The following is a 26,668-nucleotide window of genomic DNA, read 5'->3' on the forward strand; positions in this document are numbered from 1 at the left end:
GGGGTTATTTTTTTTAGCGGGCGACCCGCAAGCCGTGCTCAATCCCTCGGCTGAAAACAACCTGCCAGAGCTGAATATCCCGCGCGCGAAACGCCCCCGCGCAGGCATTCAGATAATAGCTAAACATCCGCTTGAATCGTTCAGAGTAGTTGTCCGCAATCTCCGGCCAGGCTTCCTGAAAACGTGCATGCCATGCCATCAATGTGGTGTCGTAATCCGCGCCAAAGTTATGCCAGTCTTCCATCACGAAATGGGACTCGCTGGCGTTGGCAATCTGGCGCACGGACGGTAAACAGCCATTCGGGAAGATGTATTTGTTGATCCACGGGTCGACGTTGTTGTCGGTGCGCTTAGACCCGATGGTGTGCAGCAGGAAAATGCCGTCTGGTTTCAAATTGCGATCCACGACCTCAAAATAGGTGTCGTAGTTTTTCGGGCCAACATGTTCGAACATACCCACGGAGACAATACGATCAAACTGTTCGTTCAGGTCACGGTAATCCTGCAGCCGGATATCAACATCGAGACCCTGGCAGCGTTCTCGCGCCAGCTTTTGCTGTTCTGCTGAAATCGTGACGCCGACGACGCTGACGCCGTAGTGCTTCGCCATAAAATACGCCAGCCCACCCCAGCCGCAGCCGATATCCAGCACACGCATTCCGGGCTCAAGCTGCAGTTTCTCGCTAATCAGACGCAGCTTGGCCTGTTGCGCCTCTTCAAGCGTCGATGCCTCTTTCCAGTAGGCGCAGGAATATTGCATGAAGGGGTCCAGCATACGGCTGAACAGGTCGTTGCCAAGGTCGTAGTGCTCTTTGCCGACGATCCAGGCGCGTTTTTTACTTTGCAGGTTAAACAGGCGGGCTGAGGCGACGCGCAGGGTGTCTTTCAGATGGCGAGGGAGTTGATTTTCCAGACCAGCACGCAAAACGCGGGTGAAAAATATATCCAGCCGTTCGCATTCCCACCAGCCATCCATATAACTTTCTCCCAGGCCTAACGATCCCTCTCGTAACACGCGTTTAAAAAAGTCGGGATGTTTAACCTGAGGATCGGATGGCGATGATCCATTAATCGTGATGCCTGCTCGACCTAACAGTTCACTGACGATCCGGGACCAGTTATCGTCCGGAACGCTGACTTCTTCTATACACGATGAACTCATAGCTTCTCCATCACCCTACTGTGATCAGAACCTTCAAACAGCGTAGACGCTTTTTTTGGTTTGTGAGAAATCTCACGGTATATACCGCGAGGCTAGTATCCGACGTAGAACAGAGGAAGGGAGATAACCCTTGCCGAAATGCCTTCCATGGTAAAACGGGAGCACTCCGGCTCCCGTTAACACTTAATATTTATCGTATTTAATCGAACCAAATTTAGTATAGGCCGCAAAATTTGGTGATTCAATAGAAAATTGTTAGCAACCTAATCACCGAAAAGTTACATAATTTTTGCAGTAATTACGCATGTGACGTTTCTGCCTGCGCGCGGTTATCCTGCGCACGCTGTGCGGCTGCCTGCATACGATAGCCCATGCCGGCCAGCGCAACGGTAACCAGCATCACGCTGGTGGTGGTCAGGAGCGGCGTGGCAATCAGCGCCGAGACCACCAGACTGGCCAGGAAGCACAGCCCCAGTTGCAGCGTATTCTGAAGTGCGGCCGCACGGCCCGTCGCCTGCGGGAAGGGACGAAGTGCCTGCGCCACAACGATAGGGTATATCGCGCCGTTCGCGATGGCCATTACGCAGAATGGAATCAAAATTTCAGCCAGACCGACGCCGGGAATAAAGCCGACGGCCCAGGTCCCGATAACGCTCAACGCATACAGCACCAGCAACCACGGCAGCATCTGCTGGCCTTCCCATTTTTGCAGCGCTGCGCGACAGCCGTACCCGCCAACCAGGAACGCGATGGTCTGCGGAACATAGCTCAGACCGATGGCCGCCGGGCTGTAGCCCATATCGTGCAGAATAAAGGGTGAACCGGTCAGCCATGCGAAGAAGCTCGCCGAGCAGGCAGCATAAATCAGCACATTACCGCGATACGCTTTGGCGCTCAGCAGGGAGGCAAAGGTAATTGGGCTGGCGTCGGCATGCGCCTCTTTCTTATGCGCGGGCTTGAGGGCGAACGCCGGCAGCATCAGGATCAGCGTGATGGCAAACAGCGTGGCAAAGATGGCCTGCCAGTCGAAATGTGCGAGGATCCAGCTACCCAGCAGCGGGGCGAGGGCAGGGGAAAGCCCCACCAGCGGCATAATGGTCGCGAAAATTCGGTTTGTACGGTTCGCCGGGTAGTAGTCGGTGACCAGCGCCTGCCAGGTGACGGCTGCGGCGCAGACGCCCACTGCCTGAATAAAACGCAGTACCAGCAGCCAGGTGGCGTCGCGAACCCATAGCATCCCCAGACAGCCCACGGCAAAAATGGCCAGACCCAGCAACAGTACCGGCTTGCGGCCAAAGCGATCCGAGAGCGGTCCCCAGAGCAGCTGCGCGAAGGCGAAACCGGCGAGGAACAAACTCAGGCTGGCGCTGATCGCGGCGGCAGGGGTTTGCAGATCTTCCTGCATGGCGGCGAAAGCCGGCAGGTACATATCGGTGGCTAAAAAGCCCAGCACGCTTAAGCCGCCGAGCCAGACTAAAAAACCTTTCCTGGGTTGCATTATTTTCTTCTCCTGAGGAGGCAGGTGTACATTGGCGCAGAGTGTAGGGAGTGCAAAGCGGCTTGTGAAACGCTAATATTTGGCGGGTGCATTCAAATTTTTTGCAGGCAGAAAATGTGGTCAGATTATTCTCTTGAAGTGGTCGATGCTGTCGCGCGTAACGGCAGCTTTAGCGGTGCAGCGCAGGAGCTGCACCGCGTCCCGTCGGCAATCAGCTATACGGTGCGTCAGCTAGAAGAGTGGCTGGCCGTTCCGCTGTTTGAACGGCGACATCGTGATGTGGAATTAACGCCTGCCGGGGCGTGGTTTTTGAAAGAAGGGCGTTCTGTTATCAAAAAAATGCAGATCACCCGCGAACAGTGTCAGCAGATCGCTAACGGCTGGCGGGGGCATCTTTCCATCGCGGTCGATAATATCGTGAAGCCGGAACGCACCCGGCAAATGATCGTCGATTTCTATCGTCATTTTTCTGACGTTGAGTTGCGTGTTTCGCAGGAAGTGTTCAACGGCGTGTGGGACGCGCTGTCGGACGGCAGGGTAGAAATGGCGATTGGGGCGACGCAGGCGATTCCGGTTGGGGGACGCTACGCCTTTCGCGATATGGGGATGCTGAGCTGGAAATGCGTAGTGGCACGCGATCATCCCCTGGCGGCCATGGAGGGGCCGTTAAGCGACGATACCCTGCGTAACTGGCCGTCGCTGGTGCTGGAGGACACCTCCCGCTCGCTGCCCAAGCGTATCACCTGGCTGCTGGATAACCAGCGTCGCGTGGTCGCCCCGGACTGGGAATCGTCGGCGACCTGCCTCAGTGCAGGGCTGTGCGTCGCGATGGTGCCCGTTCATTTTGCGCGCCCGAGAATCGACACCGGCGAGTGGGTTGAACTGACGCTGGAGAATCCGTTCCCGGATGCGGCTTGCTGCCTGACCTGGCAACAAAATGATGTTTCACCTGCTATGGCCTGGCTGCTGGATTATCTGGGGGACAGCGAAACGCTTAACCGGGAATGGTTACGGGAGCCAGTGTGACTGGCTCCGTAAAGCGATTAACGACGGTAGTCGCGGAACGGACCATCCGCAACGGAACGGCGTTCGATGAGGCGCGGGTGGACTTCAATGGACTGCGACTCTTCACGTTTGTTGACGATCCTGTCGAGCAGCATGTTGAAGGCCGTTTCACCCAGCGAATCTTTCGGCTGGTGAATGGTGGTCAGCGCAGGGGTAAAGAAGCGTGCGTTGCGCACGTTGTCATAGCCGATCACGGAAATGTCCTGCGGGACGCGCAGACCCAGCTCATCGGCCGCACAGAGCGCGCCCATCGCCATGATGTCGCCCCCGCAGAAAACGGCGGTAGGACGATGTTGCTGGGAGACAATCTGCTGCATCGCGCGGTAGCCTGATTCCGGCTCAAAGTCACCCTGTACGATCCAGTTTTCTGGCACGGTGATCAGCGCTTCTTCCATTGCTTTCATAAAGCCAGCCAGACGACCTGCACCGGTGTTACGCTCAAGCGGACCCGGGATCACGCCAATCTCACGATGACCGCGTTCGATCAAATAACGGCCCGCCATATAGCCGCCTTCAAAGGCGTTGTCGATAACGGAATCCGTGAAATCCGCACGGGCTTCACCCCAGTCCATCACCACCATCGGGATATGTCGATACTCTTCAAGCATCGACAGTACGGATTCCGGGTACTCGGAACACATCACCAGCAGGCCATCCACGCGCTTCTGCGCCATCATGGAGAGATAGGCTCGCTGTTTTTCAATGCTGTTCCACGCGTTGCCCAGAATCAGGGTATAGCCTTTCTGGAAGCAGTTTTTCTCTACCGCCTCAATGATCTCAGCAAAATAGGCCGCTTCGCTGCTGGTCGCCAGCAGACCAATCGATTTGGTGTGATTCACCTTGAGGCTGCGCGCAACCGCACTTGGCGAGTAGTGCAGCTCTTTGATTGCTGCCCAGACGGCGTTGCGCGTCTCTTCCGCCACAAAGCGGGTTTTGTTAATTACATGTGATACGGTTGTAGTGGAAACGTTTGCGCGTTTTGCTACGTCTTTAATTGTTGCCATTAAATGTCACTCCAGACCATATCCTAAACTCCTGAAATACTTGAAGGTAAACGTTTGCCTTCTCTCACCCTTATCACGCAATTTTAGATTGCGGTACGCCAGGAAAACGACACGGGACGTCAGGAGGGGGTCAATGGCCGGTACGCTAATAAATTTAGCGTGGAATTTTGTCCTATCTTGATGAAAAGGGGAAGAGGTAAAGTGGTTATCAGCTTAAATCCGGGAAGATTTTTGACGTAAACTGTGCAAAAATGAGCAAGCTCACTTTTCGTGGGGGGATTAAAAGGAGAAAAATTGATGAGTTCCGATCTGAAGTTTTCGCTGTTCACCACCATCGTTGTGCTGGCGCTGATTGTGGCGGCTGGCCTGACGGCTGCGCTGCACTGATTTACGCGGAGGGAGAATCTTCTCCCTCCCGGTTTACCGGATTGTTACTTCTCAGGCAAAAATCTTTTGCCATTTTGTTAACTTCTCATTTTTTGTGATTGATGTCATGCTTTCCGCTTCTTTGTTCTGTGTCACGACATGACACGGTATCCGGAGTTGACGAATGAAAATCAATTTTCCCCTGCTGGCCCTGGCGATTGGCGCTTTTGGGATTGGCACCACCGAATTCTCCCCGATGGGGTTACTGCCTGTTATCGCCCGGGGCGTGGATGTCTCGATCCCTGCGGCCGGGATGTTAATCAGCGCTTATGCCATCGGCGTGATGGTGGGGGCGCCGCTGATGACGCTACTGCTTTCACACCGCGCGCGCCGTAATGCGCTGATTTTCCTGATGGCGATTTTCACCCTGGGCAACGTGCTCTCTGCCATTTCACCTGACTACACCACCCTGATGCTGTCGCGCATTTTGACCAGCCTGAACCATGGCGCGTTCTTTGGGCTGGGCTCGGTCGTGGCCGCAAGCGTGGTGCCGAAACATAAGCAGGCAAGCGCCGTGGCGACCATGTTTATGGGGCTGACGATTGCCAACATTGGCGGCGTACCGGCTGCGACCTGGCTGGGTGAAGCGATCGGCTGGCGTATGTCATTCCTGGCAACCGCCGGGCTGGGCGTGGTGGCGATGGTGGCCTTGTTCTTCTCCCTGCCGAAAGGCAGCGCGGGTGAACGTCCGGACGTGCGCAAAGAGCTGTCGGTACTGGTGCGCCCGCAGGTGCTTTCTGCACTGCTGACCACCGTGCTGGGGGCCGGGGCGATGTTTACGCTCTATACCTACATTTCACCGGTGCTGCACGATATCACCCATGCAACCCCAATCTTTATTACCGCGATGCTGGTATTGATTGGCGTAGGGTTCTCAATGGGTAACTACCTTGGCGGGAAATTTGCTGACCGTTCAGTGACCGGAACGTTGAAAGGCTTTTTAACCTTGCTGATTGCCATCATGATCGCGATTCCGTGGCTGGCGCGTAACGAGTTTGGCGCGGCCATCGCGATGGTTGTCTGGGGCGCAGCCACCTTCGCCGTGGTGCCGCCGCTGCAGATGCGCGTGATGCGTGTCGCCCACGAGGCGCCGGGTCTCTCTTCTTCAGTGAATATCGGTGCGTTTAACCTGGGGAATGCCTTGGGTGCTGCGGCGGGCGGCGCCGTCATTTCTGGCGGTCTGGGATACAGCTTTGTGCCGGTGATGGGGGCGATTATTGCCGCGCTCGGCCTGCTGCTGGTGATGATGTCCGGCCGGAAACAGCCAGAAGCCGTTTGCACGGCGGAATAATAAAAATAACGCAGAAGGGGGACCCCTTCTGCGTCTCTCTTACACGGCGAAGTTCTTCGCGACGAAGTCCCAGTTGACCAGTGCCCAGAAGTGCTCCAGGTAGTTCGGGCGCGCGTTACGGTAATCAATGTAGTAAGCGTGCTCCCACACGTCCACGGTCATCAGCGGCGTAGCGCTGGTGGTCAGCGGGGTGCCTGCATTAGAGGTGGACACGATTGCCAGTTTGCCATCCGCTTCTTTTACCAGCCACGTCCAGCCAGAGCCGAAGTTCTTGATGGCGGCATCCGTAAACTTCGCTTTGAAATCGGCGAAGCTGCCAAAGGCGGCGTTAATCGCGGAAGCCAGTTCACCGGCAGGTTCACCACCGGCATTGGGTGCCAGGCAGTGCCAGTAGAAGGTGTGGTTCCACACCTGAGCCGCGTTGTTAAATACGCCACCCTCTGAGCTACGGACGATCTCTTCCAGCGTTTTGCCTTCGAAATCGGTGCCTTTGATCAGATTGTTCAGGTTGGTGACATACGTCTGGTGATGTTTGCCGTAATGGTATTCCAGGGTTTCCGCAGAAATGTGCGGTGCCAGGGCGTCTTTTGCATACGGTAGTGCAGGTAATTCGAACGACATTGCTTCTCTCCTTATTGTATTTAGCGTTGCCAATAACCACACAGACAACAAGGACAGGATAGCAAATTGAAAGGGTATGCAAAAGAGGAACTTACCCTGCCACGGATGCGGCAGGGCAGGGGTTAGCGAATAGTTTTCGGCGTCATCACGCGACGTGCGCCGACGTAGTGACGCACCCAGTAATCTTCACTCAGGGAGGTGATCTGAATATCCTGGCCGCTGCGCGGTGACTGGATAAATTTCCCGTTGCCGACATAGACACCCACATGGTCAGCCGTGCCGCGGCCTTGCGTGCGGAAGAAGACCAGATCGCCGTTTTCCAGCTCACCACGGCTCACCGGAGAGGCGTCGCGCAGGTGGTACATCTCATTAGCGGTACGCGGAATGCGGAACTTAACCAGATCTTTATAGGCGTAATAGACCAGGCCGCTACAGTCGAAGCCGGTTCGTGGCGAACTGCCACCCCAGCGATAAGGTTTGCCAATTTGCCCCATCAGTTTATTCATCGCGGTTTTTTGCGCTTTCTGTACACGGACTTTATGTACTTCCGCGATTTTCGTGACTTTGGTGCATTTCGCTTTGTGGCCTTTACGCGTAATGCATTTTTCAGTGACGAGGTTAGCCGCGGTCAGCGAAGTTTTACTTTTTGTGGTGTGGGCAGTGCGGGAAGATTTTATTTTGGTCTTGCTGGAAGCGGTTTGTGTCGTCTTGGTGGTCGTCTTTTTCTTTTCGTTCTTTGTGGTGGTTTTTTTCTTACGTTCTGTGGCTTTCACCAGATGGCTTTTTTGTACAGCAGAATGCCGCGCCTGCTGAGAGGCGTTTGCCACTGGCGTGAGAGTGAGTGATGTAAACAGTAAAGCACAGAGCGTGATCGAGATTTTTGTTATCCGCGCCACTGGGCAGTCCCCTGATAAATGCAGGTCATCAATAATACCCGCGAGTGATTTACAAAGCCCGTCGATTCTAATCCATAAAAACCCGAGAAGTTAATAGCATTTTTCAATCTAAAAACCTGTTTCGTTAGCAAGTGCAAAAAAATTCATCGTTCTGTCGCATAATTGTTCACTCCCTAAGCAAAACCCTGACTGCCGCAGGGTTAAACACCATTTGCAATGCAACTTTTGTAGAGTCGCGGTAAAATGTATAAACGTGACGAAAATGTTATTTTCCGATGCCAGCCTGACCCGCTACAATGTCAGACTATTGCCGTAACAGAAGTTAAAGGAAGCAAGACATGAGCACCACTATTGAAAAAATCCAGCGCCAGATCGCTGAAAACCCGATTCTGCTGTATATGAAAGGTTCTCCGAAGCTGCCAAGCTGCGGCTTCTCCGCGCAAGCGGTTCAGGCGCTCTCAGCCTGTGGTGAGCGTTTTGCTTACGTTGATATCCTGCAGAACCCGGACATCCGTGCTGAGCTGCCAAAATACGCTAACTGGCCAACCTTCCCGCAGCTGTGGGTAGACGGTGAGCTGGTAGGCGGCTGCGATATCCTGATTGAAATGTATCAGCGCGGTGAACTGCAGCAGCTGATCAAAGAGACCGCGGCGAAGTACAAAACCGAAGAGCCGGACGCAGAGTAAGTTTGCTGCGCAAATAAAAAAGCGACCTGTTAAGGTCGCTTTTTTTATTCTTCGCTGTCACCTGTCGGCAGCGGCCAGCCGCCCAGACGCTTCCAGCGGTTGACGATCTCACAGAACAGCTCTGCGGTGCGCTCCGTGTCATACAGAGCCGAGTGCGCCTGCGTGCCGTCAAATTCAATACCCGCCGTAATACAGGCTTTTGATAACACCGTTTGCCCCAGCGCCAGACCGCTCAGTGCTGCCGTGTCGAAGGTCACAAACGGGTGGAAAGGGTTGCGTTTGAGCGAGGCGCGCTCCGCTGCGGCCATGGTAAAGGTGTGATCGAAGGTGGCGTTATGCGCCACCATGATGGCGCGGCTGCAGTTACTCTCTTTCATGCCTTTACGCACCATTTTAAAAATGGCGTGCAGCGCATCATATTCGCTTACCGCACCGCGCAGTGGGTTATGCGGATCGATACCGTTGAAGGCCAGTGCTTCCGGCTGTAAGTTTGCCCCTTCGAAAGGTTCAACGTGGAAATGCAGCGTGGTGTCTGGTGTAAGCCAGCCCTGTTCATCCATCTTCAGCGTGATGGCGGCAATTTCGAGCAGCGCATCGGTTTTAGCGTTAAATCCGGCTGTTTCTACATCAATGACAACGGGATAAAAACCACGAAAACGGTCGCACAGACCGCTAAATTGAGCGTTATCGGACATCAGGGTCTCTTACAAGGGGAAAAAGCAGAGCGCATTATGGCAAATTTTGCGGGGTGATGCAGTAAAACTACGGGCGCATATTGCGCCCTGAGGGATCAGTTGCCCAGACCACGACCGGCATCTTTGGCTTCAATCAGCTCGATTTTGTAACCGTCCGGATCTTCCACAAATGCAATCACAGTGGTGCCGCCTTTAACCGGACCCGCTTCACGGGTGACGTTACCGCCGTTGCTGCGGATGCGTTCGCACGCTTCGGCTGCGTTGTCCACTTCCAGCGCGATATGGCCGTAGGCGTTGCCGAGGTCATAGCTGTCCACGCCCCAGTTATAGGTCAGCTCAATCACCGCTTCATCCGTTTCCGGGCCGTAACCCACGAACGCCAGCGAGTATTTGTATTCCGGGTTTTCGCTGGTGCGCAGCAGTTTCATGCCCAGTACGTTAGTGTAGAAATCAATAGAACGTTGCAGATCGCCAACGCGCAGCATGGTGTGAAGTAGGCGCATAATTTCCTCATTAACCAATGGATTTGAATATTTTTTTGAACAGAAACGATGTTTTAGTATAGCGGCGAAGTGTCGCCGCTATCAATGAACAATGGTGAGATTAGAGAGAAGGGTAGTCGGTGTAACCTTCAGCGCCGCCGCCGTAGAAGCTTTCAGGACGCTGCGGGTTCAGAGCGGCTTTCTGTTGCAGACGGGCAACCAGGTCCGGGTTGGCGATATAGTCGCGGCCAAACGCAACGGCATCGATCAGCCCTTTGCCGATCAGGTCTTCCGCTTTCTCAGGCGTATAGGCACCCGCACCGATGATCACCCCGTGGAAGCGCTCACGCACTTTCTGACGGAAGGCTTCCGTATAAGGTTTACCGCCGGCCCAGTCTGGCTCAGACATGTGCAGATAGGCGATACCGCGTTTTGCCAGCTCTTCAATCAGATAGAGCGCATCCGCTTCTTCGTTCGGGCCGTTGTCGACGTTCTGGAAAGAACCGATCGGGGAGACGCGAATGCCGATACGATCCGGGCTCCACTCCTGGCATACGGCATCAACCACTTCCAGCACCAGACGGGCGCGGTTCTCGACGCTGCCGCCATACTGGTCGGTACGCTGGTTAGATGACGGTGACAGGAACTGGTGCAGCAGGTAACCGTGCGCGGAGTGCAGCTCAATCAAATCAAAACCTGCTTCACGGGCGTTGGCCACGGCCTGACGGAAATCGTTCACGATACCCGGGATCTCATCCAGCTCCAGGGCGCGCGGCGTTGAGGTATCGACGCGGATCGCGTTACCGTTTTCATCACGCAGCGAGGTGCGGGTGTTAGCATTCAGGGCTGAGGCTGAAACCGGTGCCTGGCCGCCAGGCTGAATGCTGCTGTGGGAGATACGCCCGGTGTGCCACAGCTGGACGGCAATGCGTCCCTCTTCAGCATGCACGCCCGCGGTAATTTTCTGCCATGCGGCGATCTGTTCCGGGCTGTGCAGCCCCGGCGCACCCGCATAACCTTTAGCCTGAGCAGAAATCTGCGTAGCTTCGGTGATGATCAGGCCGGAACTGGCGCGCTGACGATAGTATTCACCCATCAGTGGGGTGGGGATGTCACCCGGCTCAATGCTGCGCAGACGGGTAAGCGGAGCCATGAACACGCGGTTTGGCGCGGTAACGGCACCCACTTTTAAGGGGGTAAATAATTTTTCAGCTGACATAAAGACTCCTGAGTAGACCAGTCGACTAGTAATAAGATAAATAAAAACGCCTGTTAAATGCCAGGCGCAGTAATTGTGTTTTTCACATGTGCCAGCGCGCTTTCCAGCGGCACGGCACTGCGCGAAATCTTGGCCTGCAGGTTAGCGCCTAACCATAGCGCGTATAACACCTGCGCCTGAGTCAGAGACTCACCCGAAAAGGCCAGCGTTTTTTCATTGCGGCCTTTTTCCAGCGCCTGGGCCAGCAGGGCGATAACACCGCTGGCACCTTTATCCATCGCCGTGCGCATATCTTCGGAGAGATCGCACACTTCGGCAGACAGTTTTACCGTCAGGCATCCGCTGATAATGCCCTGCTGACAGAACTGATTCAGCGTTTCCTGATAGTAGTTCAGAACACGATCCCGATAGTTACCTTCACCCGTGGCGAAGTGGGTTGCGAGACGCTGATGGTAGCCCGCATAGTGCCGCTCAAGCATCGCCACGCCAAACGCCTCTTTGGACCGGAAGTAGTGATAAAACGACCCCTTCGGTACCTCAGCGGTTTTTAATAGCTCGCTTAACCCCATGCCGGTGAAACCGCGATGCATGCAGAGCCGCTCGCCAGTCGCCAGTAGATGTTCGCGGGTATCGTGTTCAGTATTTCTGCTCATGGCCACACTCTAATAGACCGTTCGGTCTAATGCAAGCCTGTTTACTGCCGACACCCATTCAGAATATCCAGCTGCTGTTGATAAACCTTTGATTTAATGTCCATCATACCCAGCACCGTTGAGAATAAATTGTCCTGCGAAACCGCATTTTTTGCCGCATAGTCGCGTAAGCACTGCGCGTTGATGCCAAAGTTTTTTGCATAATCCGGCGATAGCCAGAACATAAACGGGATGTGCGTTTGTTGCTCGGGTGCCAGCATGTATGGCGTACCGTGCAGGTAAATACCGCTTTCACCCAGCGATTCACCGTGGTCTGACAAATAAATCAGGGCGGTGTTCATGTTCGCCTGACGGGCTTTCAGTGCGTCAATGGTTTTGCTGACCATGCTGTCGGTATACAGGATGGTGTTGTCATAGGTGTTCATCAGCGCCTGATGATCGCAATCCTGAATTTCGTTCGTGTCGCAGGTTGGGGTGAATTTACGGAAATTGTCCGGGTAACGGCGATAGTACGCCGGACCGTGGCTGCCCATCAGGTGGATAACCAGCACCGTATCTTGCTTCACGCCATCCAGCACGTTGTCCAGACGGTAGAAGTTCACATCGTCAATACAGGATTTGTCTTTACAGAACTGATCCAGATTCCACTGCGTCATGTCGGTATGAGGCACGCGATCGCAGGCGCCTTTACAGCCGCCGTCGTTATCGCGCCACAGCAGGTTGACGCCCGCGTGCCTGAGCACGTCAAGCAGCCCTTCCTGATGCCGAGCCAGGTCGGCATCGTATTTGCTGCGCGTCATGCCGGAGAACATGCAGGGAACGGAAACCGCGGTTTCGGTGCCACATGAAGAGGCCTGCGGGAAGTTAATCACGTCCTGCTTTTTCAGCTCGGGGTTGGTTTCGCGCCCGTAACCGTTCAGGGAGTAGTTTGCCGCGCGAGAGGCTTCGCCGACGACAAGCACCAGAACGGTTTTCTTTTGCTGACCCGCAATCAGCGAGCCTTTATGCGCATCTTCGCCAATGCGCACCAGCGTTTGATCGCCGGCAAACCAGCGCATTTTGCTGTACTTCACCACGGCGCTGACATAGTTCGCCGGGGTAACCATTTTGACGATGCTTTTGTTATTGCGGAACAGCGACGCGTAATCTTTATAAAACAGTGCGGCAATCAGGATGATCACCAGCAGAGCGCCCAGCATCGCGGCTACGCGCGTCAGCAGCGCGTACCACCATTTTCCGGTACGAATTCGGGTGAGAGCCAGCACCACGGAGGGCACGAGGCCAGCAACAACAATCCACAGAATCATCTGCGGGGTAACCAGGGCGGTGGCTTCCTGAGAGTTGGTTTCGAACACGTTGACGATCATGTTCTGATCGATGACCGCGCCGTAGGTATACATAAAATAGGTTGCCGCAGCGCAACCGACAGTTAAAACGATCAGCAGCGGCTTACGGATGTACGGGATATTGAGCAGGCTAAAAACAATTACCCAGCCACAAAACAGCACCACCGGCACGGACGCGGCAAAGAGAATGTCGTGCAGATGAGAAGGGGCAATAATGGCCCAGCTGCGCTGGATAAACAGCCCGTTCAGCAGGGTAAAAAAGAGTGCACAGCCCAGAGTAAATTTAATATCGTTACATTGTAACTTTTTGATTAACTGCATCGATCGAAAAACCTGTTCTTATGATGATGGGCTGAGTATAGAGAGGGAAGATTAGTGAAACCTTAATGCCACAAAACTGTGGTAAAGCCCTTGCACCTGACGCGTTTAGCGTCTTCACTGTAGATGAGAGTGGTCATGCGGAGGTCAGTGTGGCAGAGCAACTGGAGTTTTTCCCCATCCAGAGCCCGTGCCGGGGTATTTGTCAGGTAGATGAACGCGGATATTGCCGCGGGTGCATGCGCACCCGTGACGAGCGCTTTAACTGGCAAAACTTCAGCGACACGCAAAAACAGGAGGTGCTCCGGCTATGCCGGCAGCGACTTCTGCGCAAAATCCGCGCAAACAAAGCCGCTGAGACCGAAGAACCTCAGCAACCTTCACTGTTTTAACACGGTAATTGCGTATACTCATGACATCACGTCCTTGAGGAAAATGTTATGGTTCAGCGAATTACCCTTGCCCCCCAGGGGCCAGAATTCTCCCGTTTTGTGATGGGCTACTGGCGCCTGATGGACTGGAATATGTCCCCCCTCCAGCTGGCGAGCTTTATTGAAGAGCATATCGATTTAGGGGTCACGACCGTCGATCATGCGGATATTTACGGTGGCTACCTGTGTGAAGCTGCATTCGGCGAGGCGCTCAAGCTTGTTCCGGCACTCCGCGACCGCATGGAGATCGTCACGAAGTGTGGGATTGCCACCACCGCAAAACCTGAGCACGCCCTCGGCCATTACATCACCGACAGCGCGCATATCATCAAGAGCGCTGAGCAGTCGCTGGTCAATCTGGCGACGGATCGCATCGACCTGCTGCTGATTCACCGCCCAGACCCGCTGATGGACGCCGATGAGGTGGCGGAAGCGTTCCTACATCTGCATCAGAGTGGGAAAGTGCGTCACTTCGGCGTCTCAAACTTTACCCCGGCACAGTTTGCACTGCTTCAGTCTCGGCTGCCGTTTACCCTGGCCACTAACCAGGTGGAAATTTCCCCTGTCCATCAGCCGCTGCTGCTGGACGGTACGCTCGACCAGCTGCAACAGCTGCGTATTCGCCCGATGGCCTGGTCCTGCCTGGGAGGCGGACGCCTGTTTAATGATGAGGCGTTCCAGCCGTTGCGCAATGAACTGGAAACCATCGCCCGTGAGCTGAACGCGGAGAGCATTGAACAGGTGGTGTATGCGTGGATCCTGCGTCTGCCGTCAAAACCGCTGCCGATTATTGGCTCCGGAAAAATCGAACGCGTTCGTTCCGCACTGGCCGCGGAAGAGCTGGAGATGACACGCCAGCAGTGGTTCCGCATCCGCAAAGCCGCGCTGGGTTACGACGTGCCTTAAACCGCCATAATCTGACTTTCCGGTGAAATCTTTGCCTCTGGTATACACTTAAGGGGCAAAAAATAACCCGCGGAGGTCATATGAAGCGTTTTGCTCTGGCATTGGTCACGCTGGTTGTTTGCGCAGGAGCGCAGGCAGCCAGCGACGAAGTGGAAATGAATCTCGTCACCTCTCAGGGTGTGGGTCAGTCTATCGGGACGGTGAAAATCACTGAGACCGACAAGGGGCTGGAATTCGCGCCCAATCTCAAAGCACTCCCGCCCGGCGAACACGGCTTTCATGTTCATGCCAAAGGAAGCTGCCAGCCTGCCATGAAAGAGGGTAAACCGTCCGCGGCGGAAGCCGCCGGGGGGCATCTGGATCCGCAACATTCAGGCAAACATGAAGGGCCAGACGGTATGGGGCACCTTGGCGATCTGCCGGTGCTGGTGGTGAACAATGACGGTAAAGCCACCGATCCGGTCGTGGCCCCGCGCCTGAAAAAACTCGATGAAGTAAAAGGCAAAGCGCTGATGATCCATGTGGGCGGCGATAACATGTCCGATCAGCCTAAACCGCTTGGCGGCGGCGGGGCACGTTATGCCTGCGGCGTGATCTGATCTCCAATGGTGCCCGGTGGGGGAGCCTGTTCCAGCTGCGACAGCGAGCAGTGCAGGCGCCAGATGATTGAGGCTAAATCACGGGCTGCGGGAAGATGGTGATGCGCGAGGGTATCGCAGATCCGTTGCAGTTCAGCCAGCGTGACCTCCAGAGGCCGCTGCTGGACACCGCGTTCACTCATCACGTCGCGTAGCAGGGAAATGCAAACATCGCGCACCTGCGACAGCGGGTCGGACCGCGTTTCCCATGCGCGAAGCTGCCAGACCACATGCGAACAGTTCAACAGCACCACGCCCCAGCGCAGCAGCCAGCGGCGGGAAAGCGCGTCATGGCTGTTATTGAGCTGGCTGACATGGTGATACACCAGCGATTCATACTCGCTTTCACGCAGATGCGGTTTGCGGCTGAGCTGGTCGACAAACCCTCTGCGTAATTCCCTGATATGTCGTCGGCTCTTACGTGCATCAGAGCCGGGACGCAATACCGCAAATGCGAGCCATGCCAGCCCCACGCCCAGGATCTTTGCCAGGTTATCATTGAGAAAATCGGCGTAATCATACACCGGCGGATTCGTCACGGAGATAAACGAGCCCATAAAGACAATCAGCTGGCCCCACAGGCCCGCCAGTTTCGGCATTTGCAGCTTGAGGAGTTGCATCGTCGTTAACAGCGGAAACAGGAACAGCAGGAACTGCCAGAGATCGCTTATCTGCACCATCAGGCCAAACTTCACGGCGAAACTGAACAATGACAGGAGTACCAGCGTGCGCAGCAGTAGCGTAAGAGAGTTAAACGGCGAGGCCGCGACGGAGTAAAGCACGCAGCTGATGGCGGCAAGCGTCAGGGCCGCGGCACCGGATTCCCACTGCGTGGTGATGCTCCACGCCCCAACCAGCGTCAGCGCACAAAAGGTGCGAAAACCACTCCACAGTGCTTCCAGATAATCGGTATGTCGGGCGAGAGCCGGGCTGCCGGGGACATTAAATTCCGTTACCGGCGTGGCATTCTCGACGGCATTAATCCAGCGGCTACTGCGCAGATATAACCGGCAAAAGTAATTCAGGCGCAGCCAGAAGGCGCGATGGCGATAATCATACTCATCCGCCGGGGCGAGCGGGGCGATGATCTTCGCGACGGTGTAAATATCCGCGTCAGGACGCGCAAGCGTTGCGAGCAGCGTCTCAATGACGGCGCGGGTATTTTCAGGGGGCGTTGGCCAGTTGAGCAGCATCCGGCGCAGGCTGGAGATGGCGCTGGTCATACGCAGCTGCTGGTGCAGCAAATAGTTGAGCAGCGTATTCTGACGACGAAAACGGTAATGACTCCAGAAAGCCTGTATGCGCAACAGGTTCATGGTCAGGATCTGCCCGATAACCTTTTCATGCGCGAGACGGATGTCATCACTGGTATCCGGTTGCCACAGCAGGCTTGCATGTTCCAGCAACCGGGTATGCATGGTCTTCAGCGCGGTAATCAGCGTCGTACCGTCGGAGGTGCTGGGCAGGATCATCATCATAAACCCGCCGCTGAGGATCCCGACAATCACCTCACAGACGCGCGCCTGTGCAATATCCCACAGTTCGGTGGTATCGAGCACATTGACGACCGGGAAGGCAATGATGGCCGCGGTATAGCCCGCTAACTGGAAAGCGTAGGCCACGTTATTGGTGAAATGGGCGCAGGCCCAGGTACAACATCCCAGCCACGCCGCCATGCTCAGCAGGAATAGCCACGGATCGTTCAGCGTATGCCCCGCGATAATTAACGCCGCGGTGGCGCCTAACAGACTCCCCGCGATGCGGCCAAGGCTTTTGCTGATCACTCCGCCAACGGTAGGGAAACTCACCACCGCGGCTGAGGTCATCGCCCAGTAGGGTTGGTCAAGATTCAGGTAATAGGCGACCGTCAGCGCCAGACACATGGCGATGCCATTACGCAGCGCGTAGCGCCACTGAGGACGCGTCGCTTTCATCCACGGCGTGTTTTGCCAGGAGAGCGCCTGCAGCTTCATTAACGGCTTCCGATGGAGACGGTGCAGGTGGTGCCGGATACCAGCGTGATGCCCTCGGGTAAACGGTCAAACTCCACACGCACAGGCACACGTTGAGCCAGTCGCACCCAGGGGACGTTCGGCTTTATGTCCGGCACGAGGCCGGAATCCGTTTCGACGCTTTGATCGTAAATGGCGCGACCGATGCTGGAGACGTGACCCTGTAACGTTTGCGAACCGCTGTAAAGGGTAATGGCCGCAGGTGAACCCTCGCGAATGTGGCGAAGCTTGGTCTCTTCAAAATAGCCCACCACGTAGAAGGAATGGCTGTCGACAAGGGCAAAAACAGGCTGGCCGGTGGTGGCGTAGTTACCCACCCGGGCAGAGAGGTTAGTCACCCATCCATCTACAGGTGCGGTAATCACGGTTTGGGTCAGTTCCCACTGTGCCTGCTTAAGCGTCGCCTGGGCTACGTTGACGCTTGCCTGCATGGCCTTGACGTTAAGGTTGGCGGTATCCAAATCTTCCGCTGAGATGTAGTTTTGCGATAAGTGACGGCGGCGATTGGCTTCGTTATTGGCCTTCGCCAGGTCTGACTGGGCTTTCGCCAGCTGCGCCTGGGCATTCAGAACGGCAATACGGTAGGGGGTATCGTCGATACGGAACAGTTCCTCTCCCTTTTTAACATACTGGTTATCCTTCACCAGGAGCGTGGTAATACTTCCCGACACCTGCGGGGTGATGCTGACCTGCTCGGCGCGAACTTTGCCGTCACGCGTCCAGGGGGACTGCATATAAAAATTCCAGAGCCACCAGCCGGCGATCAGCGCGAGGACCAGGACAAACAGGGTGGAAAAGTACTTCAGCGTTTTCAGAGGCATATTCACCACACGGTCAAAACAGCAAGGCCCAGACTGACACAGAGGGCGAACAGGGAGAGATCCATCAACATGGGATGCCAGATTTCGCCGGAATACATCCAGTCGCGAAGCAGGCGGTGCGCAACGAGCCAGAGGATAAAGCCCACCAGCACGGCTTTAAACAGGGGAGGAAAGTAGACTGACGCACCGAAGATCAGGTCCTGGAGGGGTAAACCCTCTGAGCGATGAAAAAAGGTCACAAGCAGAGATCCTTTGCAGTGAACAGAATGCCGCGTTGGCTTGTCTGAGTATAAAGAAGCATCAGAATTCAGTGTAAGTCATGCTTTTGAGTTAGATGAATGCAGTATTGCATTTGTTTTGCCAATACAAATGCTGCACACTATTCTAAAATCAGTATAATAACTTAGCAAGCTAATTATAAGGAGATGAAATTGGAATCGCCATTAGGTTCTGATCTGGCAAGGTTGGTACGCGTCTGGCGTGCTCTGATTGACCATCGCCTGAAACCTCTGGAATTGACACAGACGCATTGGGTCACGCTGCACAACATTCATCAGTTGCCGCCTGACCAGTCGCAAATTCAACTGGCAAAAGCGATAGGTATTGAGCAACCGTCGCTGGTGCGTACGCTTGATCAACTGGAAGAGAAGGGGCTGATCTCCCGGCAAACCTGCGCCAGCGATCGTCGCGCCAAGCGGATTAAACTCACTGAGAAAGCAGCGCCCATTATTACCGAAATGGAAGCTGTGATTACCAAAACGCGCGGTGAAATCCTTTCAGGCGTTTCACCGGCGGAGCTGGAAATGCTCATCAGCCTTATTGCTCGCCTTGAGCAGAACATCCACGAGCTGCAGTCTCGCGACTGACCAGACAACAAGGCCTTGCATCTGCAAGGCCTTTTTCCTACCTAAAGACAACGACGCGGTTTCGGCCAGTCTCTTTCGCTTCATACATCGCTTTATCGGCGCTTTCCACGCACTCCTCTGCGGTCACGGACGATGATGTTGCCGTAAACACACCCATGCTGATGGTAATGGGCTCCGGTAGCTGACCTTCGCTGGTGGTTTTATCAAAGCTGCTCAGCTTCAGCCGTATGCGTTCCGCCACCTGGCATGCTGCGTCTGAAGGGGTATTTGCCAGCATCAGGACAAACTCTTCACCACCGATACGCGCCGCGATGTCCTGCGGGCGCACGGAATCCACCAGCAGATTGGCGACAAACTGTAAGACTTTGTCCCCCTGCAGGTGACCATAGTTGTCGTTGATGCGCTTGAAGCGATCGAGATCGCTGACGATAACCGAAACAGGGCGGCTGGATTTTGCGACATCCAGCGCCTGATTTAACGATTCATAAAAATAGCTGCGGTTATACAGGCGCGTAAGCGGATCGCGAATCGAATTCTGATACGACTGCTGATACTTTAAATGCGATTCACGGTACAAGCTGAAGACATCGCAGAGCAGAACAAAAATAATCAGCAGCGTGGCGACGGTTTCAAATAACCGGGCGCGATACCACGATATGTCTTCGGCATGCCCACCCAATAACAGCATTAAGAGCGTGACGATATAGCAGACACAAAGAAAATTACCGGTCACCCAGAACAGATTACGTACGCGCGTCATAAACATCAGCGTTGCTAATGTCACCACCCAGAGGACAATTAAAGAAATATTAATGCTGTGGCTCCAGAGAACCATAAACTGCCGCGTTTCATTATCAACCAGGTCGAGGGATAAAAAATCAAAATGGCTGGAATACATCCACGCCAACATCACGCCACCGGCAGTAAAAAGAAATGTCGTGCTGACGATAGCGATATGCGTCAGCCTCGAAAGGGGCTGATTACGCAGGGGAAACAGCAGGGCCGAAGCGATGAACAGGACCGCCATGATGAGATGGCGGAACATATAGTAGATCATCGCATCGTTATAGTTCACGACGTTGAACTGGTAGAGATCCAGCCAGGCGGGAAAACTGGACAACGTTCCAATCATTAGCAATGCCGAACCGGCAAAGGCAAAAGCGATGGCAACCAGATACAGACGCCTCTTATCACACCAGTATTTCATTGCCATAAAACAGGCAATAAACAGGTGAAATACCAGTAGAAAAATGGTGAGCGTAGGGAACAACAGCGGCGAAAAGGAAGGAACCCATTCAACCAGTGTTGAAAATAAACCCTGTAATATTCCGATGACAACAACACAACCGAAACAGAACGAGAGATAACGACCTTTTACAGTAAGACTATTCGCAAGCATATAAATTTTTTTAAATAATTAAAAATGAATGAACAGGAGGTAATAGCGAAGAGTCTAATCAATTGAAACAATAATTACTTTGCGCAGAAACAATATACGGTGGGGTAAATAATGGGCGGGTGAATATATTTTGTAAATATATTCATGAAAATGATATATATTGTAAAGGGATGTGGCCTGATAGCCACATCCCGTTTTAATTAACGCGGGGAAACGGTCACCTGGCTTCCGTTGCTTGCCAGCACGACACGCTGACCAGCAGAGAAACGGGTATTTCCCTGTTTCTGAACAACCATAATGGTGCTGCCGTCGTCTTTACGAATTTCCAGCTCAACACCCTGCGTTTTGTTCATTGCACCCTGAACGCCCTGGCCTGCAACACCACCCGCCACAGCGCCCGCAGCGGTCGCCAGAGAACGGCCTGTACCGCCGCCAACGGTATTCCCGAGGAAACCACCCAGAACAGCACCGCCGATTGCGCCCATAACGTTGTTGTCATCGCCACCCTGAATTTGTACAGGACGGGCGTTAACAACGGTACCGTAAGTCACGCTCTGAACCTGTTTTGCTTCAGAAGCGCTGTAAACGTCGCCAGACAGTGAGCTGTCATTCACACAGCCAGCCAGGGTTAAACCAATCAGCGAAACGCCCAGTACACGTACAATCATTTGAATCTCCTGTTCACCAAAAACGCCCAATTGGAGGCATCCGTTATGGCTAAATTATATGGCATAAGGGGCCATAGTTCATATCTTTGCACTAACAATAAGAAAATTGTACTTGAATTTGACTTAACGAGACATAAACAGGTTCTGCTCATGTCACCCGCATGACATTGTTAAAAAATATTATCGCTGGATGGCAAAGCCGTGCTGTTTATGGTTGAGTGGATAACCTTAGCCCACGCAACGTAAGGAAAGCGCATGAAATCGGGTCGCTACATTGGTGTGATGTCGGGCACCAGTCTGGATGGGGTAGATGTCGTTCTGGCCGCCATTGATGAACGTATGGTCGCTCAGCAGGCGAGCCTGACCTGGCCCATTCCCATTTCACTGAAAGAGGATATTCTGAGTATCTGTCAGGGGCAGCAATTGACGCTCTCTCAGCTAGGGCAACTTGACGTCCGCCTGGGAGCACTGTTTGCTGATGCGGTACAGGCGTTAATGCAAAAAGAAAATCTTCGACCGCAGGATGTGGTTGCCATCGGATGCCATGGACAGACCGTCTGGCATGAGCCGGTTGGTGATGCGCCGCATACGATGCAAATCGGTGATAACAACCAGATTGTGGCGAAGACGGGCGTCACGGTCGTCGGCGATTTCCGTCGTCGCGATATTGCGCTTGGCGGCCAGGGGGCACCGCTGGTGCCGGCGTTCCATCAGGCGCTACTGGCACACCCTTCAGAACGCCGGATGGTGCTGAATATCGGCGGAATTGCCAACCTGTCAATGCTCATTCCCGGGCAGCCTGTCCGCGGCTACGATACCGGTCCAGGTAATATGTTAATGGATGCCTGGATCTGGCGGCAGTGCGGGCAACCCTATGATAAAAACGCCGAGTGGGCGAGCGAGGGTAAAGTGATTCTCCCGCTGTTGCAGTCGATGCTCAGCGATCCCTACTTTGCTTTACCGGCGCCGAAAAGCACGGGGCGTGAATACTTCAACGTTGGCTGGCTTGAACGTCAGCTGGCGCCATTCCCGGCACTGGCTCCGCAGGATGTCCAGACGACGCTTGCCGAATTAACGGCGGTGTCGATCTCTGAGCAGGTACTTCTCAGCGGCGGATGCGAACGCCTGCTGGTGTGCGGCGGTGGAAGCCGAAATCCGCTGGTGATGGCGCGTCTGGCCGCGTTACTGCCGGGTACGGAAGTGACGACGACAGACGAGGCGGGTATCAGTGGGGATGATATGGAAGCGCTGGCTTTCGCCTGGCTTGCCTGGCGCACCATCGCCGGGCTTCCGGGTAATTTACCGTCGGTGACCGGCGCGCGCGAGGCCAGCGTCCTCGGGGCGATTTACCCGGCAAATCCTCGTCATAATCAGAGTTAACTGAAATTCAGCGCGGCGTCTCGTCGTTAGAATGGAATGAAACAGGAGGGCAGCCATGCCCTCCAGGACCAGGAAAGTCTTCGGAATACGCCCATGAAAAAAATTCTTCTTATTGTCGCGCCTTTATTGCTGTCAGGATGCAGCGTCTACTACCAGTTCCTTGAGCGTATGCAGACCGATACGCTGGAGTATCGCTGCGATGAAAAACCGCTGACCGTGAAGCTGAATAATCCACGTCAGGAAGCCAGTTTTGTTTATGACAATAAACTGCTGACCCTCAAGCAGGGCATGTCGGCCTCCGGGGCACGTTATTCCGACGGTATCTACGTCTTCTGGTCGAAAGGGGATAGCGCCACGGTCTACAAACGCGACCGCATCGTGCTGAACAATTGCCAGCTTGAAAATCCGAAGCGTTGAGATTTTTACAGGGGCGGCGCACAATAGCGCCACCCAATCTCAACGTCAGCTAACGCCATGTCAGATAACGACGAACTGCAGCAAATTGCGCATCTGCGCCGTGAATACACCAAAGGCGGCCTGCGTCGCCAGGATCTTCCCGCTGAACCCCTCGTGCTTTTTGAACGCTGGCTGAAACAGGCCTGTGAAGCGAAACTGGCCGACCCAACGGCCATGGTTGTCGCAACGGTAGATGAAAACGGTCAACCGTATCAGCGCATCGTCCTGCTCAAGCATTATGATGAGAAAGGGCTGGTGTTTTATACCAACCTCGGCAGCCGCAAAGCGCACCATTTAGAAAATAATCCGCGCATCAGCCTGCTGTTCCCCTGGCACATGCTGGAACGTCAGGTCATGGTCACCGGCAAAGCGGAACGTCTCTCGACCCTTGAAGTGGTGAAATATTTCCACAGCCGTCCGCGTGACAGCCAGATTGGTGCCTGGGTTTCAAAACAGTCCAGCCGAATCTCTGCCCGCGGTGTCCTGGAGAGCAAGTTCCTGGAACTGAAACAGAAGTTCCAGCAGGGGGAAATCCCACTGCCAAGCTTCTGGGGCGGCTTCCGTATCCCGATTGAGCAGATTGAGTTCTGGCAGGGCGGTGAACATCGCCTGCACGACCGCTTTTTATACCAGCGCGAGAATGGCGGCTGGAAAATCGACAGACTGGCACCGTAATCCCCGAAATTTGTTGATTTAAGCGCTAGCGCACACCGCGCTTGCGCTTTATTCTATGGTCCTTTCGCATCAGGCGAAAAGTCGTGTACCGGCAAAGGTGCAGTCGTTTATACATGGAGAATTTGATGGCAAGCAGTAACTTGATTAAACAATTGCAAGAGCGGGGCCTCGTGGCCCAGGTGACGGACGAGGAAGCGTTAGCAGAGCGACTGGCGCAAGGCCCGATCGCGCTCTATTGCGGCTTCGATCCCACCGCTGACAGCTTGCATTTGGGGCATCTTGTTCCATTGTTATGCCTGAAACGCTTCCAGATGGCGGGCCATAAGCCTGTTGCTCTGGTGGGTGGTGCAACCGGTCTGATTGGTGACCCAAGCTTTAAAGCCGCTGAGCGTAAACTGAATACCGAAGATACCGTGCAGGAGTGGGTGGATAAGATCCGTAAACAGGTTGCACCGTTCCTTGACTTCAACTGCGGCGATAACGCTGCCATTGCTGCCAACAACTATGACTGGTTTGGCAGCATGAACGTGCTGACCTTCCTGCGTGATATTGGCAAGCACTTCTCTGTTAACCAGATGATTAACAAAGAAGCGGTGAAGCAGCGCCTGAACCGTGACGATCAGGGTATCTCCTTTACCGAGTTCTCCTATAACCTGCTGCAGGGCTATGACTTTGCTTGCCTGAACAAACTGCATGGCGTTTCCCTGCAGATTGGTGGTTCTGACCAGTGGGGTAACATCACGTCCGGTATCGACCTGACCCGTCGCCTGCACCAGAACCAGGTCTTCGGCCTGACGGTTCCACTGATCACCAAAGCAGATGGCACCAAATTCGGTAAAACGGAAGGCGGCGCGGTGTGGCTGGATCCGAAGAAAACCAGTCCGTACAAATTCTACCAGTTCTGGATCAACACGGCGGACGCCGATGTTTACCGCTTCCTGAAGTTCTTCACCTTCATGGATATTGCAGACATCAATGCGCTGGAAGAAGAAGACAAAAACAGCGGTAAAGCACCGCGTGCACAGTATGTGCTGGCCGATGAAGTGACCAAACTGGTTCACGGTGAAGAAGGTCTGGCGGCGGCGAAACGCATTACGGCAAGCCTGTTCAACGGTACGCTGAGCGATCTGAGCGAAGCGGACTTCGAACAGCTGGCGCAGGACGGCGTGCCGATGGTTGAGATGGAAAAAGGGGCTGACCTGATGCAGGCGCTGGTGGACTCCGAGCTGCAGCCGTCTCGCGGACAGGCGCGTAAAACCATCGCGTCTAACGCGATCACCATCAACGGTGAGAAACAGGCTGACCCGGAATACACCTTCGTTGACGGCGACCGTCTGTATGGACGCTACACGCTGCTGCGCCGCGGTAAGAAAAATTACTGCCTTGTTTGCTGGAAATAATTAACAGTCTCCAGGGGCGTGGGAAACCACGCCCTTTTTGTTTTTTCAGGGTTTGGTAAGAAAAAGATGAAGAACATCCTCGCCATTCAGTCCCACGTTGTTTTTGGCCATGCGGGCAACAGTGCAGCGGAATTCCCGATGCGCCGCCTCGGTGCTAACGTCTGGCCCCTCAACACCGTGCAGTTTTCCAACCACACGCAGTATGGGAAATGGGCCGGCTGCGTGATGCCTCCCTCGCACCTCACCGAGGTGGTTCAGGGCATTGCGGATATTGACCAGCTCAAACGCTGTGACGCCGTTCTGAGCGGTTATCTGGGCTCAGCCGAGCAGGGGGAGCACATCCTTGGCATTGTGCGTCAGGTGAAAGCAGCGAACCCGGCGGCAAAATACTTCTGCGACCCCGTCATGGGACACCCGGAGAAAGGCTGTATCGTAGCGCCCGGTGTTGCAGAGTTTCACGTTCGCCATGCGCTGCCTGCCAGCGATATCATTGCGCCAAATCTTATTGAGCTGGAGATCCTCTGCGAGCACCCGGTTAACAGCGTAGAAGAGGCGGTAAGCGCGTCTCGCGAGCTGATAGCCCAGGGGCCAGAGATTGTACTGGTAAAACATCTCGCCCGCGCCGGGCTGAGCCAGTCGCGTTTTGAGATGCTGCTGGTGACGAAAGATGACGCCTGGCATATTAGCCGTCCGCTGGTGGATTTTGGCCTGCGTCAGCCAGTGGGAGTGGGGGATGTGACCAGCGGTCTGCTGCTGGTGAAACTGCTGCAGGGTGCAACGGTCAGAGACGCGCTTGAGCATGTGACTGCGGCGGTGTACGAAATCATGATTGCGACGAAAGAGATGCAGGAATATGAACTTCAGGTAGTTGCGGCACAGGATCGTATCGCGAAGCCGGAGCACTATTTCAGCGCCACCCGGCTTTAAACGATGCCGGGTGGCGCTGCGCTTACCCGGCCTACAAAACCCGTAGGCCCGTGCAAGCGAAGCGCCGCCGGGCGATATTAGCTAAGACCTTCCGCTTTCAGCGCCGCAGCCACAGCAGGGCGCTCCGCCATACGGGTCATATACGATGTAATATGGTCTAACCCTTCCATATTGAGCTTAACCGCCCGCGCCCAGCGCAGCACGGTAAACAGATAGGCATCGGCAATCGTGAAACGGGAACCACAAATCCACTGATCGTCTTTCAGCGACGCGTTTACATACTGCAGCTTTTTCTCAAGAAGCGCGCGCAGGGTCGGTTTGTACTCTTCCGGCGTATCCGGGCGGAACAGGGGAGTAAAGCCTTTATGTAACTCGGTAGCGATATAGTTTAACCACTCCAGGGTCTTATAACGTGCAATGCTGCCGGTGGGGGCAAGAAGCTGGCGATCCGGTACGTTGTCCGCCAGGAATTGCATGATGGCAACGCCTTCTGTCAGCAGAGTTCCGTCATCCAGCAACAGCGCTGGAACTTGTCCCTTCGGGTTAATAGCAAGGAAATCATCGCCATTCTCCAGACGCTTTTTCATCAGATCAACGCCATCGAGCGTGAAATCTTTGCCGCTCTCGCGCAGGGTGATATGGGAAGCAAGAGAGCACGCGCCCGGTTTGTAGAACAGTTTCATCGGTAACTCCTTTTTGCTGAGGTTTCAGCTATGTTAGTGCGCGA

29 protein-coding genes are annotated in these 26,668 nt (G+C 54.5%); 13 read left to right on the forward strand and 16 right to left on the reverse strand.

Annotation, left to right across the window (positions count from 1 at the left end; all coding sequences use genetic code 11):
* Positions 1–13: 13 nt before the first annotated feature.
* Both cfa and punC read right to left on the reverse strand, forming a co-directional pair.
* On the reverse strand, positions 14–1,162 hold the full coding sequence (gene cfa / locus ABFI50_RS18500; protein ID WP_032636821.1) for a cyclopropane fatty acyl phospholipid synthase: 1,149 nt from the start codon (positions 1,160–1,162) through the stop codon (positions 14–16).
* Positions 1,163–1,460: 298 nt separating this feature from the next.
* A complete protein-coding gene (punC, locus tag ABFI50_RS18505; RefSeq protein WP_032636819.1) occupies positions 1,461–2,660 on the reverse strand; it encodes a purine nucleoside transporter PunC in 1,200 nt (399 codons plus the stop codon).
* A 114-nt stretch (positions 2,661–2,774) separates the two neighbouring features.
* On the opposite strand from punC, the gene punR reads away from it, so the two are divergent.
* Complete coding sequence (gene punR / locus ABFI50_RS18510; RefSeq protein WP_014883551.1) at positions 2,775–3,686, forward strand: DNA-binding transcriptional activator PunR; 912 nt, start codon at positions 2,775–2,777, stop codon at positions 3,684–3,686.
* A gap of 17 nt (positions 3,687–3,703) precedes the next feature.
* Here punR and purR read toward each other — a convergent pair whose 3' ends face one another.
* On the reverse strand, positions 3,704–4,729 hold the full coding sequence (gene purR, locus ABFI50_RS18515; protein ID WP_014883552.1) for an HTH-type transcriptional repressor PurR: 1,026 nt from the start codon (positions 4,727–4,729) through the stop codon (positions 3,704–3,706).
* Positions 4,730–5,026: 297 nt separating this feature from the next.
* Here purR and ABFI50_RS18520 point away from each other — a divergent pair, with 297 nt between their 5' ends.
* Positions 5,027–5,116, forward strand: coding sequence for a YnhF family membrane protein (locus tag ABFI50_RS18520; protein ID WP_014883553.1), 90 nt, complete (start codon positions 5,027–5,029; stop codon positions 5,114–5,116).
* Positions 5,117–5,279: 163 nt separating this feature from the next.
* Positions 5,280–6,446, forward strand: a complete 1,167-nt coding sequence (locus ABFI50_RS18525; RefSeq protein WP_014883554.1) for an MFS transporter — start codon at positions 5,280–5,282, stop codon at positions 6,444–6,446.
* A 39-nt stretch (positions 6,447–6,485) separates the two neighbouring features.
* Here ABFI50_RS18525 and sodB read toward each other — a convergent pair whose 3' ends face one another.
* Together sodB and ABFI50_RS18535 are read right to left on the reverse strand one after the other, a co-directional pair.
* Positions 6,486–7,067, reverse strand: a complete 582-nt coding sequence (sodB, locus tag ABFI50_RS18530; protein WP_347484771.1) for a superoxide dismutase [Fe] — start codon at positions 7,065–7,067, stop codon at positions 6,486–6,488.
* A gap of 122 nt (positions 7,068–7,189) precedes the next feature.
* On the reverse strand, positions 7,190–7,963 hold the full coding sequence (locus ABFI50_RS18535; protein ID WP_232932343.1) for a C40 family peptidase: 774 nt from the start codon (positions 7,961–7,963) through the stop codon (positions 7,190–7,192).
* A 338-nt stretch (positions 7,964–8,301) separates the two neighbouring features.
* Between ABFI50_RS18535 and grxD the strand changes: the two genes are divergently transcribed.
* Positions 8,302–8,649 (forward strand): monothiol glutaredoxin 4, encoded by a 348-nt coding sequence (grxD, locus tag ABFI50_RS18540; RefSeq protein WP_003832760.1) that lies wholly within the window; start codon positions 8,302–8,304, stop codon positions 8,647–8,649.
* A 44-nt stretch (positions 8,650–8,693) separates the two neighbouring features.
* Here the strand turns inward: grxD and rnt are convergent, their stop codons facing one another.
* The 5 genes from rnt to eptA form a co-directional block, all read right to left on the reverse strand.
* A complete protein-coding gene (rnt, locus tag ABFI50_RS18545; RefSeq protein ID WP_023332811.1) occupies positions 8,694–9,344 on the reverse strand; it encodes a ribonuclease T in 651 nt (216 codons plus the stop codon).
* Positions 9,345–9,439: 95 nt separating this feature from the next.
* Positions 9,440–9,847: a lactoylglutathione lyase gene (gloA, locus tag ABFI50_RS18550; protein ID WP_014883558.1), complete on the reverse strand. Its 408-nt coding sequence runs from the start codon at positions 9,845–9,847 to the stop codon at positions 9,440–9,442.
* 100 nt (positions 9,848–9,947) lie between these two features.
* Positions 9,948–11,045, reverse strand: a complete 1,098-nt coding sequence (locus ABFI50_RS18555) for an alkene reductase (RefSeq protein WP_014883559.1) — start codon at positions 11,043–11,045, stop codon at positions 9,948–9,950.
* Between the two features lie 53 nt (positions 11,046–11,098).
* Positions 11,099–11,698: a TetR/AcrR family transcriptional regulator gene (locus tag ABFI50_RS18560; RefSeq protein WP_232932345.1), complete on the reverse strand. Its 600-nt coding sequence runs from the start codon at positions 11,696–11,698 to the stop codon at positions 11,099–11,101.
* Between the two features lie 41 nt (positions 11,699–11,739).
* Positions 11,740–13,365: a phosphoethanolamine transferase EptA gene (eptA, locus tag ABFI50_RS18565; RefSeq protein WP_023332812.1), complete on the reverse strand. Its 1,626-nt coding sequence runs from the start codon at positions 13,363–13,365 to the stop codon at positions 11,740–11,742.
* Between the two features lie 149 nt (positions 13,366–13,514).
* Between eptA and ABFI50_RS18570 the strand changes: the two genes are divergently transcribed.
* From ABFI50_RS18570 to sodC, 3 genes are all read left to right on the forward strand, one after another.
* A complete protein-coding gene (locus tag ABFI50_RS18570; RefSeq protein WP_014883562.1) occupies positions 13,515–13,754 on the forward strand; it encodes a DUF1289 domain-containing protein in 240 nt (79 codons plus the stop codon).
* A gap of 48 nt (positions 13,755–13,802) precedes the next feature.
* Complete coding sequence (locus tag ABFI50_RS18575; protein ID WP_014883563.1) at positions 13,803–14,699, forward strand: aldo/keto reductase family oxidoreductase; 897 nt, start codon at positions 13,803–13,805, stop codon at positions 14,697–14,699.
* A gap of 80 nt (positions 14,700–14,779) precedes the next feature.
* The gene (gene sodC, locus ABFI50_RS18580; RefSeq protein ID WP_014883564.1) at positions 14,780–15,298 is read left to right on the forward strand and encodes a superoxide dismutase [Cu-Zn] SodC; all 519 of its coding nucleotides are present in this window, start codon (positions 14,780–14,782) and stop codon (positions 15,296–15,298) included.
* Here sodC and ABFI50_RS18585 read toward each other — a convergent pair.
* Genes ABFI50_RS18585 through ABFI50_RS18595 form a run of 3 tightly spaced genes read right to left on the reverse strand, consistent with a single transcriptional unit; the run spans position 15,277 to position 18,409 of the window.
* Complete coding sequence (locus tag ABFI50_RS18585) at positions 15,277–17,310, reverse strand: FUSC family protein (protein WP_071922298.1); 2,034 nt, start codon at positions 17,308–17,310, stop codon at positions 15,277–15,279. The two genes, sodC and ABFI50_RS18585, sit on opposite strands and share 22 nt — an antisense overlap.
* A complete protein-coding gene (locus ABFI50_RS18590; RefSeq protein ID WP_232932349.1) occupies positions 17,310–18,170 on the reverse strand; it encodes an HlyD family secretion protein in 861 nt (286 codons plus the stop codon). The genes ABFI50_RS18585 and ABFI50_RS18590 overlap by 1 nt, the downstream gene beginning before the upstream one ends.
* Before the next feature lie 2 nt (positions 18,171–18,172).
* The gene (locus ABFI50_RS18595; RefSeq protein WP_014883567.1) at positions 18,173–18,409 is read right to left on the reverse strand and encodes a DUF1656 domain-containing protein; all 237 of its coding nucleotides are present in this window, start codon (positions 18,407–18,409) and stop codon (positions 18,173–18,175) included.
* Between the two features lie 186 nt (positions 18,410–18,595).
* Between ABFI50_RS18595 and slyA the strand changes: the two genes are divergently transcribed.
* Positions 18,596–19,036: a transcriptional regulator SlyA gene (slyA, locus tag ABFI50_RS18600; protein ID WP_021241135.1), complete on the forward strand. Its 441-nt coding sequence runs from the start codon at positions 18,596–18,598 to the stop codon at positions 19,034–19,036.
* Positions 19,037–19,073: 37 nt separating this feature from the next.
* Here the strand turns inward: slyA and ABFI50_RS18605 are convergent, their stop codons facing one another.
* Together ABFI50_RS18605 and slyB are read right to left on the reverse strand one after the other, a co-directional pair.
* On the reverse strand, positions 19,074–20,435 hold the full coding sequence (locus ABFI50_RS18605) for a GGDEF domain-containing protein (protein WP_248216911.1): 1,362 nt from the start codon (positions 20,433–20,435) through the stop codon (positions 19,074–19,076).
* Positions 20,436–20,635: 200 nt separating this feature from the next.
* Positions 20,636–21,103, reverse strand: a complete 468-nt coding sequence (gene slyB / locus ABFI50_RS18610; RefSeq protein ID WP_014883569.1) for an outer membrane lipoprotein SlyB — start codon at positions 21,101–21,103, stop codon at positions 20,636–20,638.
* 255 nt (positions 21,104–21,358) lie between these two features.
* On the opposite strand from slyB, the gene anmK reads away from it, so the two are divergent.
* The 5 genes from anmK (at position 21,359) to pdxY (ending at position 25,941) form a co-directional block, all read left to right on the forward strand.
* Complete coding sequence (gene anmK, locus ABFI50_RS18615; RefSeq protein WP_014883570.1) at positions 21,359–22,483, forward strand: anhydro-N-acetylmuramic acid kinase; 1,125 nt, start codon at positions 21,359–21,361, stop codon at positions 22,481–22,483.
* Between the two features lie 93 nt (positions 22,484–22,576).
* Positions 22,577–22,900 (forward strand): C-type lysozyme inhibitor, encoded by a 324-nt coding sequence (gene mliC, locus ABFI50_RS18620; RefSeq protein WP_347484778.1) that lies wholly within the window; start codon positions 22,577–22,579, stop codon positions 22,898–22,900.
* Between the two features lie 57 nt (positions 22,901–22,957).
* Entirely contained in the window at positions 22,958–23,614 is a 657-nt protein-coding gene (gene pdxH / locus ABFI50_RS18625) for a pyridoxamine 5'-phosphate oxidase (RefSeq protein WP_008500575.1), read from the forward strand.
* Between the two features lie 125 nt (positions 23,615–23,739).
* Positions 23,740–25,014 (forward strand): tyrosine--tRNA ligase, encoded by a 1,275-nt coding sequence (gene tyrS / locus ABFI50_RS18630; protein ID WP_014883572.1) that lies wholly within the window; start codon positions 23,740–23,742, stop codon positions 25,012–25,014.
* A 66-nt stretch (positions 25,015–25,080) separates the two neighbouring features.
* A complete protein-coding gene (gene pdxY / locus ABFI50_RS18635; protein ID WP_014883573.1) occupies positions 25,081–25,941 on the forward strand; it encodes a pyridoxal kinase PdxY in 861 nt (286 codons plus the stop codon).
* A gap of 77 nt (positions 25,942–26,018) precedes the next feature.
* Here the strand turns inward: pdxY and gstA are convergent, their stop codons facing one another.
* Positions 26,019–26,624: a glutathione transferase GstA gene (gstA, locus tag ABFI50_RS18640; RefSeq protein ID WP_014883574.1), complete on the reverse strand. Its 606-nt coding sequence runs from the start codon at positions 26,622–26,624 to the stop codon at positions 26,019–26,021.
* Between the last annotated feature and the right edge of the window lie 44 nt (positions 26,625–26,668).

Origin of the sequence: Enterobacter sp. HNDS-6, from assembly GCF_039850505.1 — a bacterium.
Classification (GTDB): Bacteria; Pseudomonadota; Gammaproteobacteria; order Enterobacterales; family Enterobacteriaceae; genus Enterobacter; species Enterobacter kobei.

What these genes read in the sequence shown, in the direction of transcription:
- cfa (WP_032636821.1), bottom strand. Translation starts at nt 1,162, where the DNA reads ATGAGTTCATCGTGTATAGAAGAAGTCAGCGTTCCGGACGATAACTGG.
- punC (WP_032636819.1), bottom strand. Translation starts at nt 2,660, where the DNA reads ATGCAACCCAGGAAAGGTTTTTTAGTCTGGCTCGGCGGCTTAAGCGTG.
- punR (WP_014883551.1), top strand. Translation starts at nt 2,775, where the DNA reads ATGTGGTCAGATTATTCTCTTGAAGTGGTCGATGCTGTCGCGCGTAAC.
- purR (WP_014883552.1), bottom strand. Translation starts at nt 4,729, where the DNA reads ATGGCAACAATTAAAGACGTAGCAAAACGCGCAAACGTTTCCACTACA.
- ABFI50_RS18520 (WP_014883553.1), top strand. Translation starts at nt 5,027, where the DNA reads ATGAGTTCCGATCTGAAGTTTTCGCTGTTCACCACCATCGTTGTGCTG.
- ABFI50_RS18525 (WP_014883554.1), top strand. Translation starts at nt 5,280, where the DNA reads ATGAAAATCAATTTTCCCCTGCTGGCCCTGGCGATTGGCGCTTTTGGG.
- sodB (WP_347484771.1), bottom strand. Translation starts at nt 7,067, where the DNA reads ATGTCGTTCGAATTACCTGCACTACCGTATGCAAAAGACGCCCTGGCA.
- grxD (WP_003832760.1), top strand. Translation starts at nt 8,302, where the DNA reads ATGAGCACCACTATTGAAAAAATCCAGCGCCAGATCGCTGAAAACCCG.
- rnt (WP_023332811.1), bottom strand. Translation starts at nt 9,344, where the DNA reads ATGTCCGATAACGCTCAATTTAGCGGTCTGTGCGACCGTTTTCGTGGT.
- gloA (WP_014883558.1), bottom strand. Translation starts at nt 9,847, where the DNA reads ATGCGCCTACTTCACACCATGCTGCGCGTTGGCGATCTGCAACGTTCT.
- ABFI50_RS18555 (WP_014883559.1), bottom strand. Translation starts at nt 11,045, where the DNA reads ATGTCAGCTGAAAAATTATTTACCCCCTTAAAAGTGGGTGCCGTTACC.
- ABFI50_RS18560 (WP_232932345.1), bottom strand. Translation starts at nt 11,698, where the DNA reads ATGAGCAGAAATACTGAACACGATACCCGCGAACATCTACTGGCGACT.
- eptA (WP_023332812.1), bottom strand. Translation starts at nt 13,365, where the DNA reads ATGCAGTTAATCAAAAAGTTACAATGTAACGATATTAAATTTACTCTG.
- ABFI50_RS18575 (WP_014883563.1), top strand. Translation starts at nt 13,803, where the DNA reads ATGGTTCAGCGAATTACCCTTGCCCCCCAGGGGCCAGAATTCTCCCGT.
- sodC (WP_014883564.1), top strand. Translation starts at nt 14,780, where the DNA reads ATGAAGCGTTTTGCTCTGGCATTGGTCACGCTGGTTGTTTGCGCAGGA.
- ABFI50_RS18585 (WP_071922298.1), bottom strand. Translation starts at nt 17,310, where the DNA reads ATGAAGCTGCAGGCGCTCTCCTGGCAAAACACGCCGTGGATGAAAGCG.
- ABFI50_RS18590 (WP_232932349.1), bottom strand. Translation starts at nt 18,170, where the DNA reads ATGCCTCTGAAAACGCTGAAGTACTTTTCCACCCTGTTTGTCCTGGTC.
- slyA (WP_021241135.1), top strand. Translation starts at nt 18,596, where the DNA reads ATGAAATTGGAATCGCCATTAGGTTCTGATCTGGCAAGGTTGGTACGC.
- ABFI50_RS18605 (WP_248216911.1), bottom strand. Translation starts at nt 20,435, where the DNA reads ATGCTTGCGAATAGTCTTACTGTAAAAGGTCGTTATCTCTCGTTCTGT.
- slyB (WP_014883569.1), bottom strand. Translation starts at nt 21,103, where the DNA reads ATGATTGTACGTGTACTGGGCGTTTCGCTGATTGGTTTAACCCTGGCT.
- anmK (WP_014883570.1), top strand. Translation starts at nt 21,359, where the DNA reads ATGAAATCGGGTCGCTACATTGGTGTGATGTCGGGCACCAGTCTGGAT.
- mliC (WP_347484778.1), top strand. Translation starts at nt 22,577, where the DNA reads ATGAAAAAAATTCTTCTTATTGTCGCGCCTTTATTGCTGTCAGGATGC.
- pdxH (WP_008500575.1), top strand. Translation starts at nt 22,958, where the DNA reads ATGTCAGATAACGACGAACTGCAGCAAATTGCGCATCTGCGCCGTGAA.
- tyrS (WP_014883572.1), top strand. Translation starts at nt 23,740, where the DNA reads ATGGCAAGCAGTAACTTGATTAAACAATTGCAAGAGCGGGGCCTCGTG.
- pdxY (WP_014883573.1), top strand. Translation starts at nt 25,081, where the DNA reads ATGAAGAACATCCTCGCCATTCAGTCCCACGTTGTTTTTGGCCATGCG.
- gstA (WP_014883574.1), bottom strand. Translation starts at nt 26,624, where the DNA reads ATGAAACTGTTCTACAAACCGGGCGCGTGCTCTCTTGCTTCCCATATC.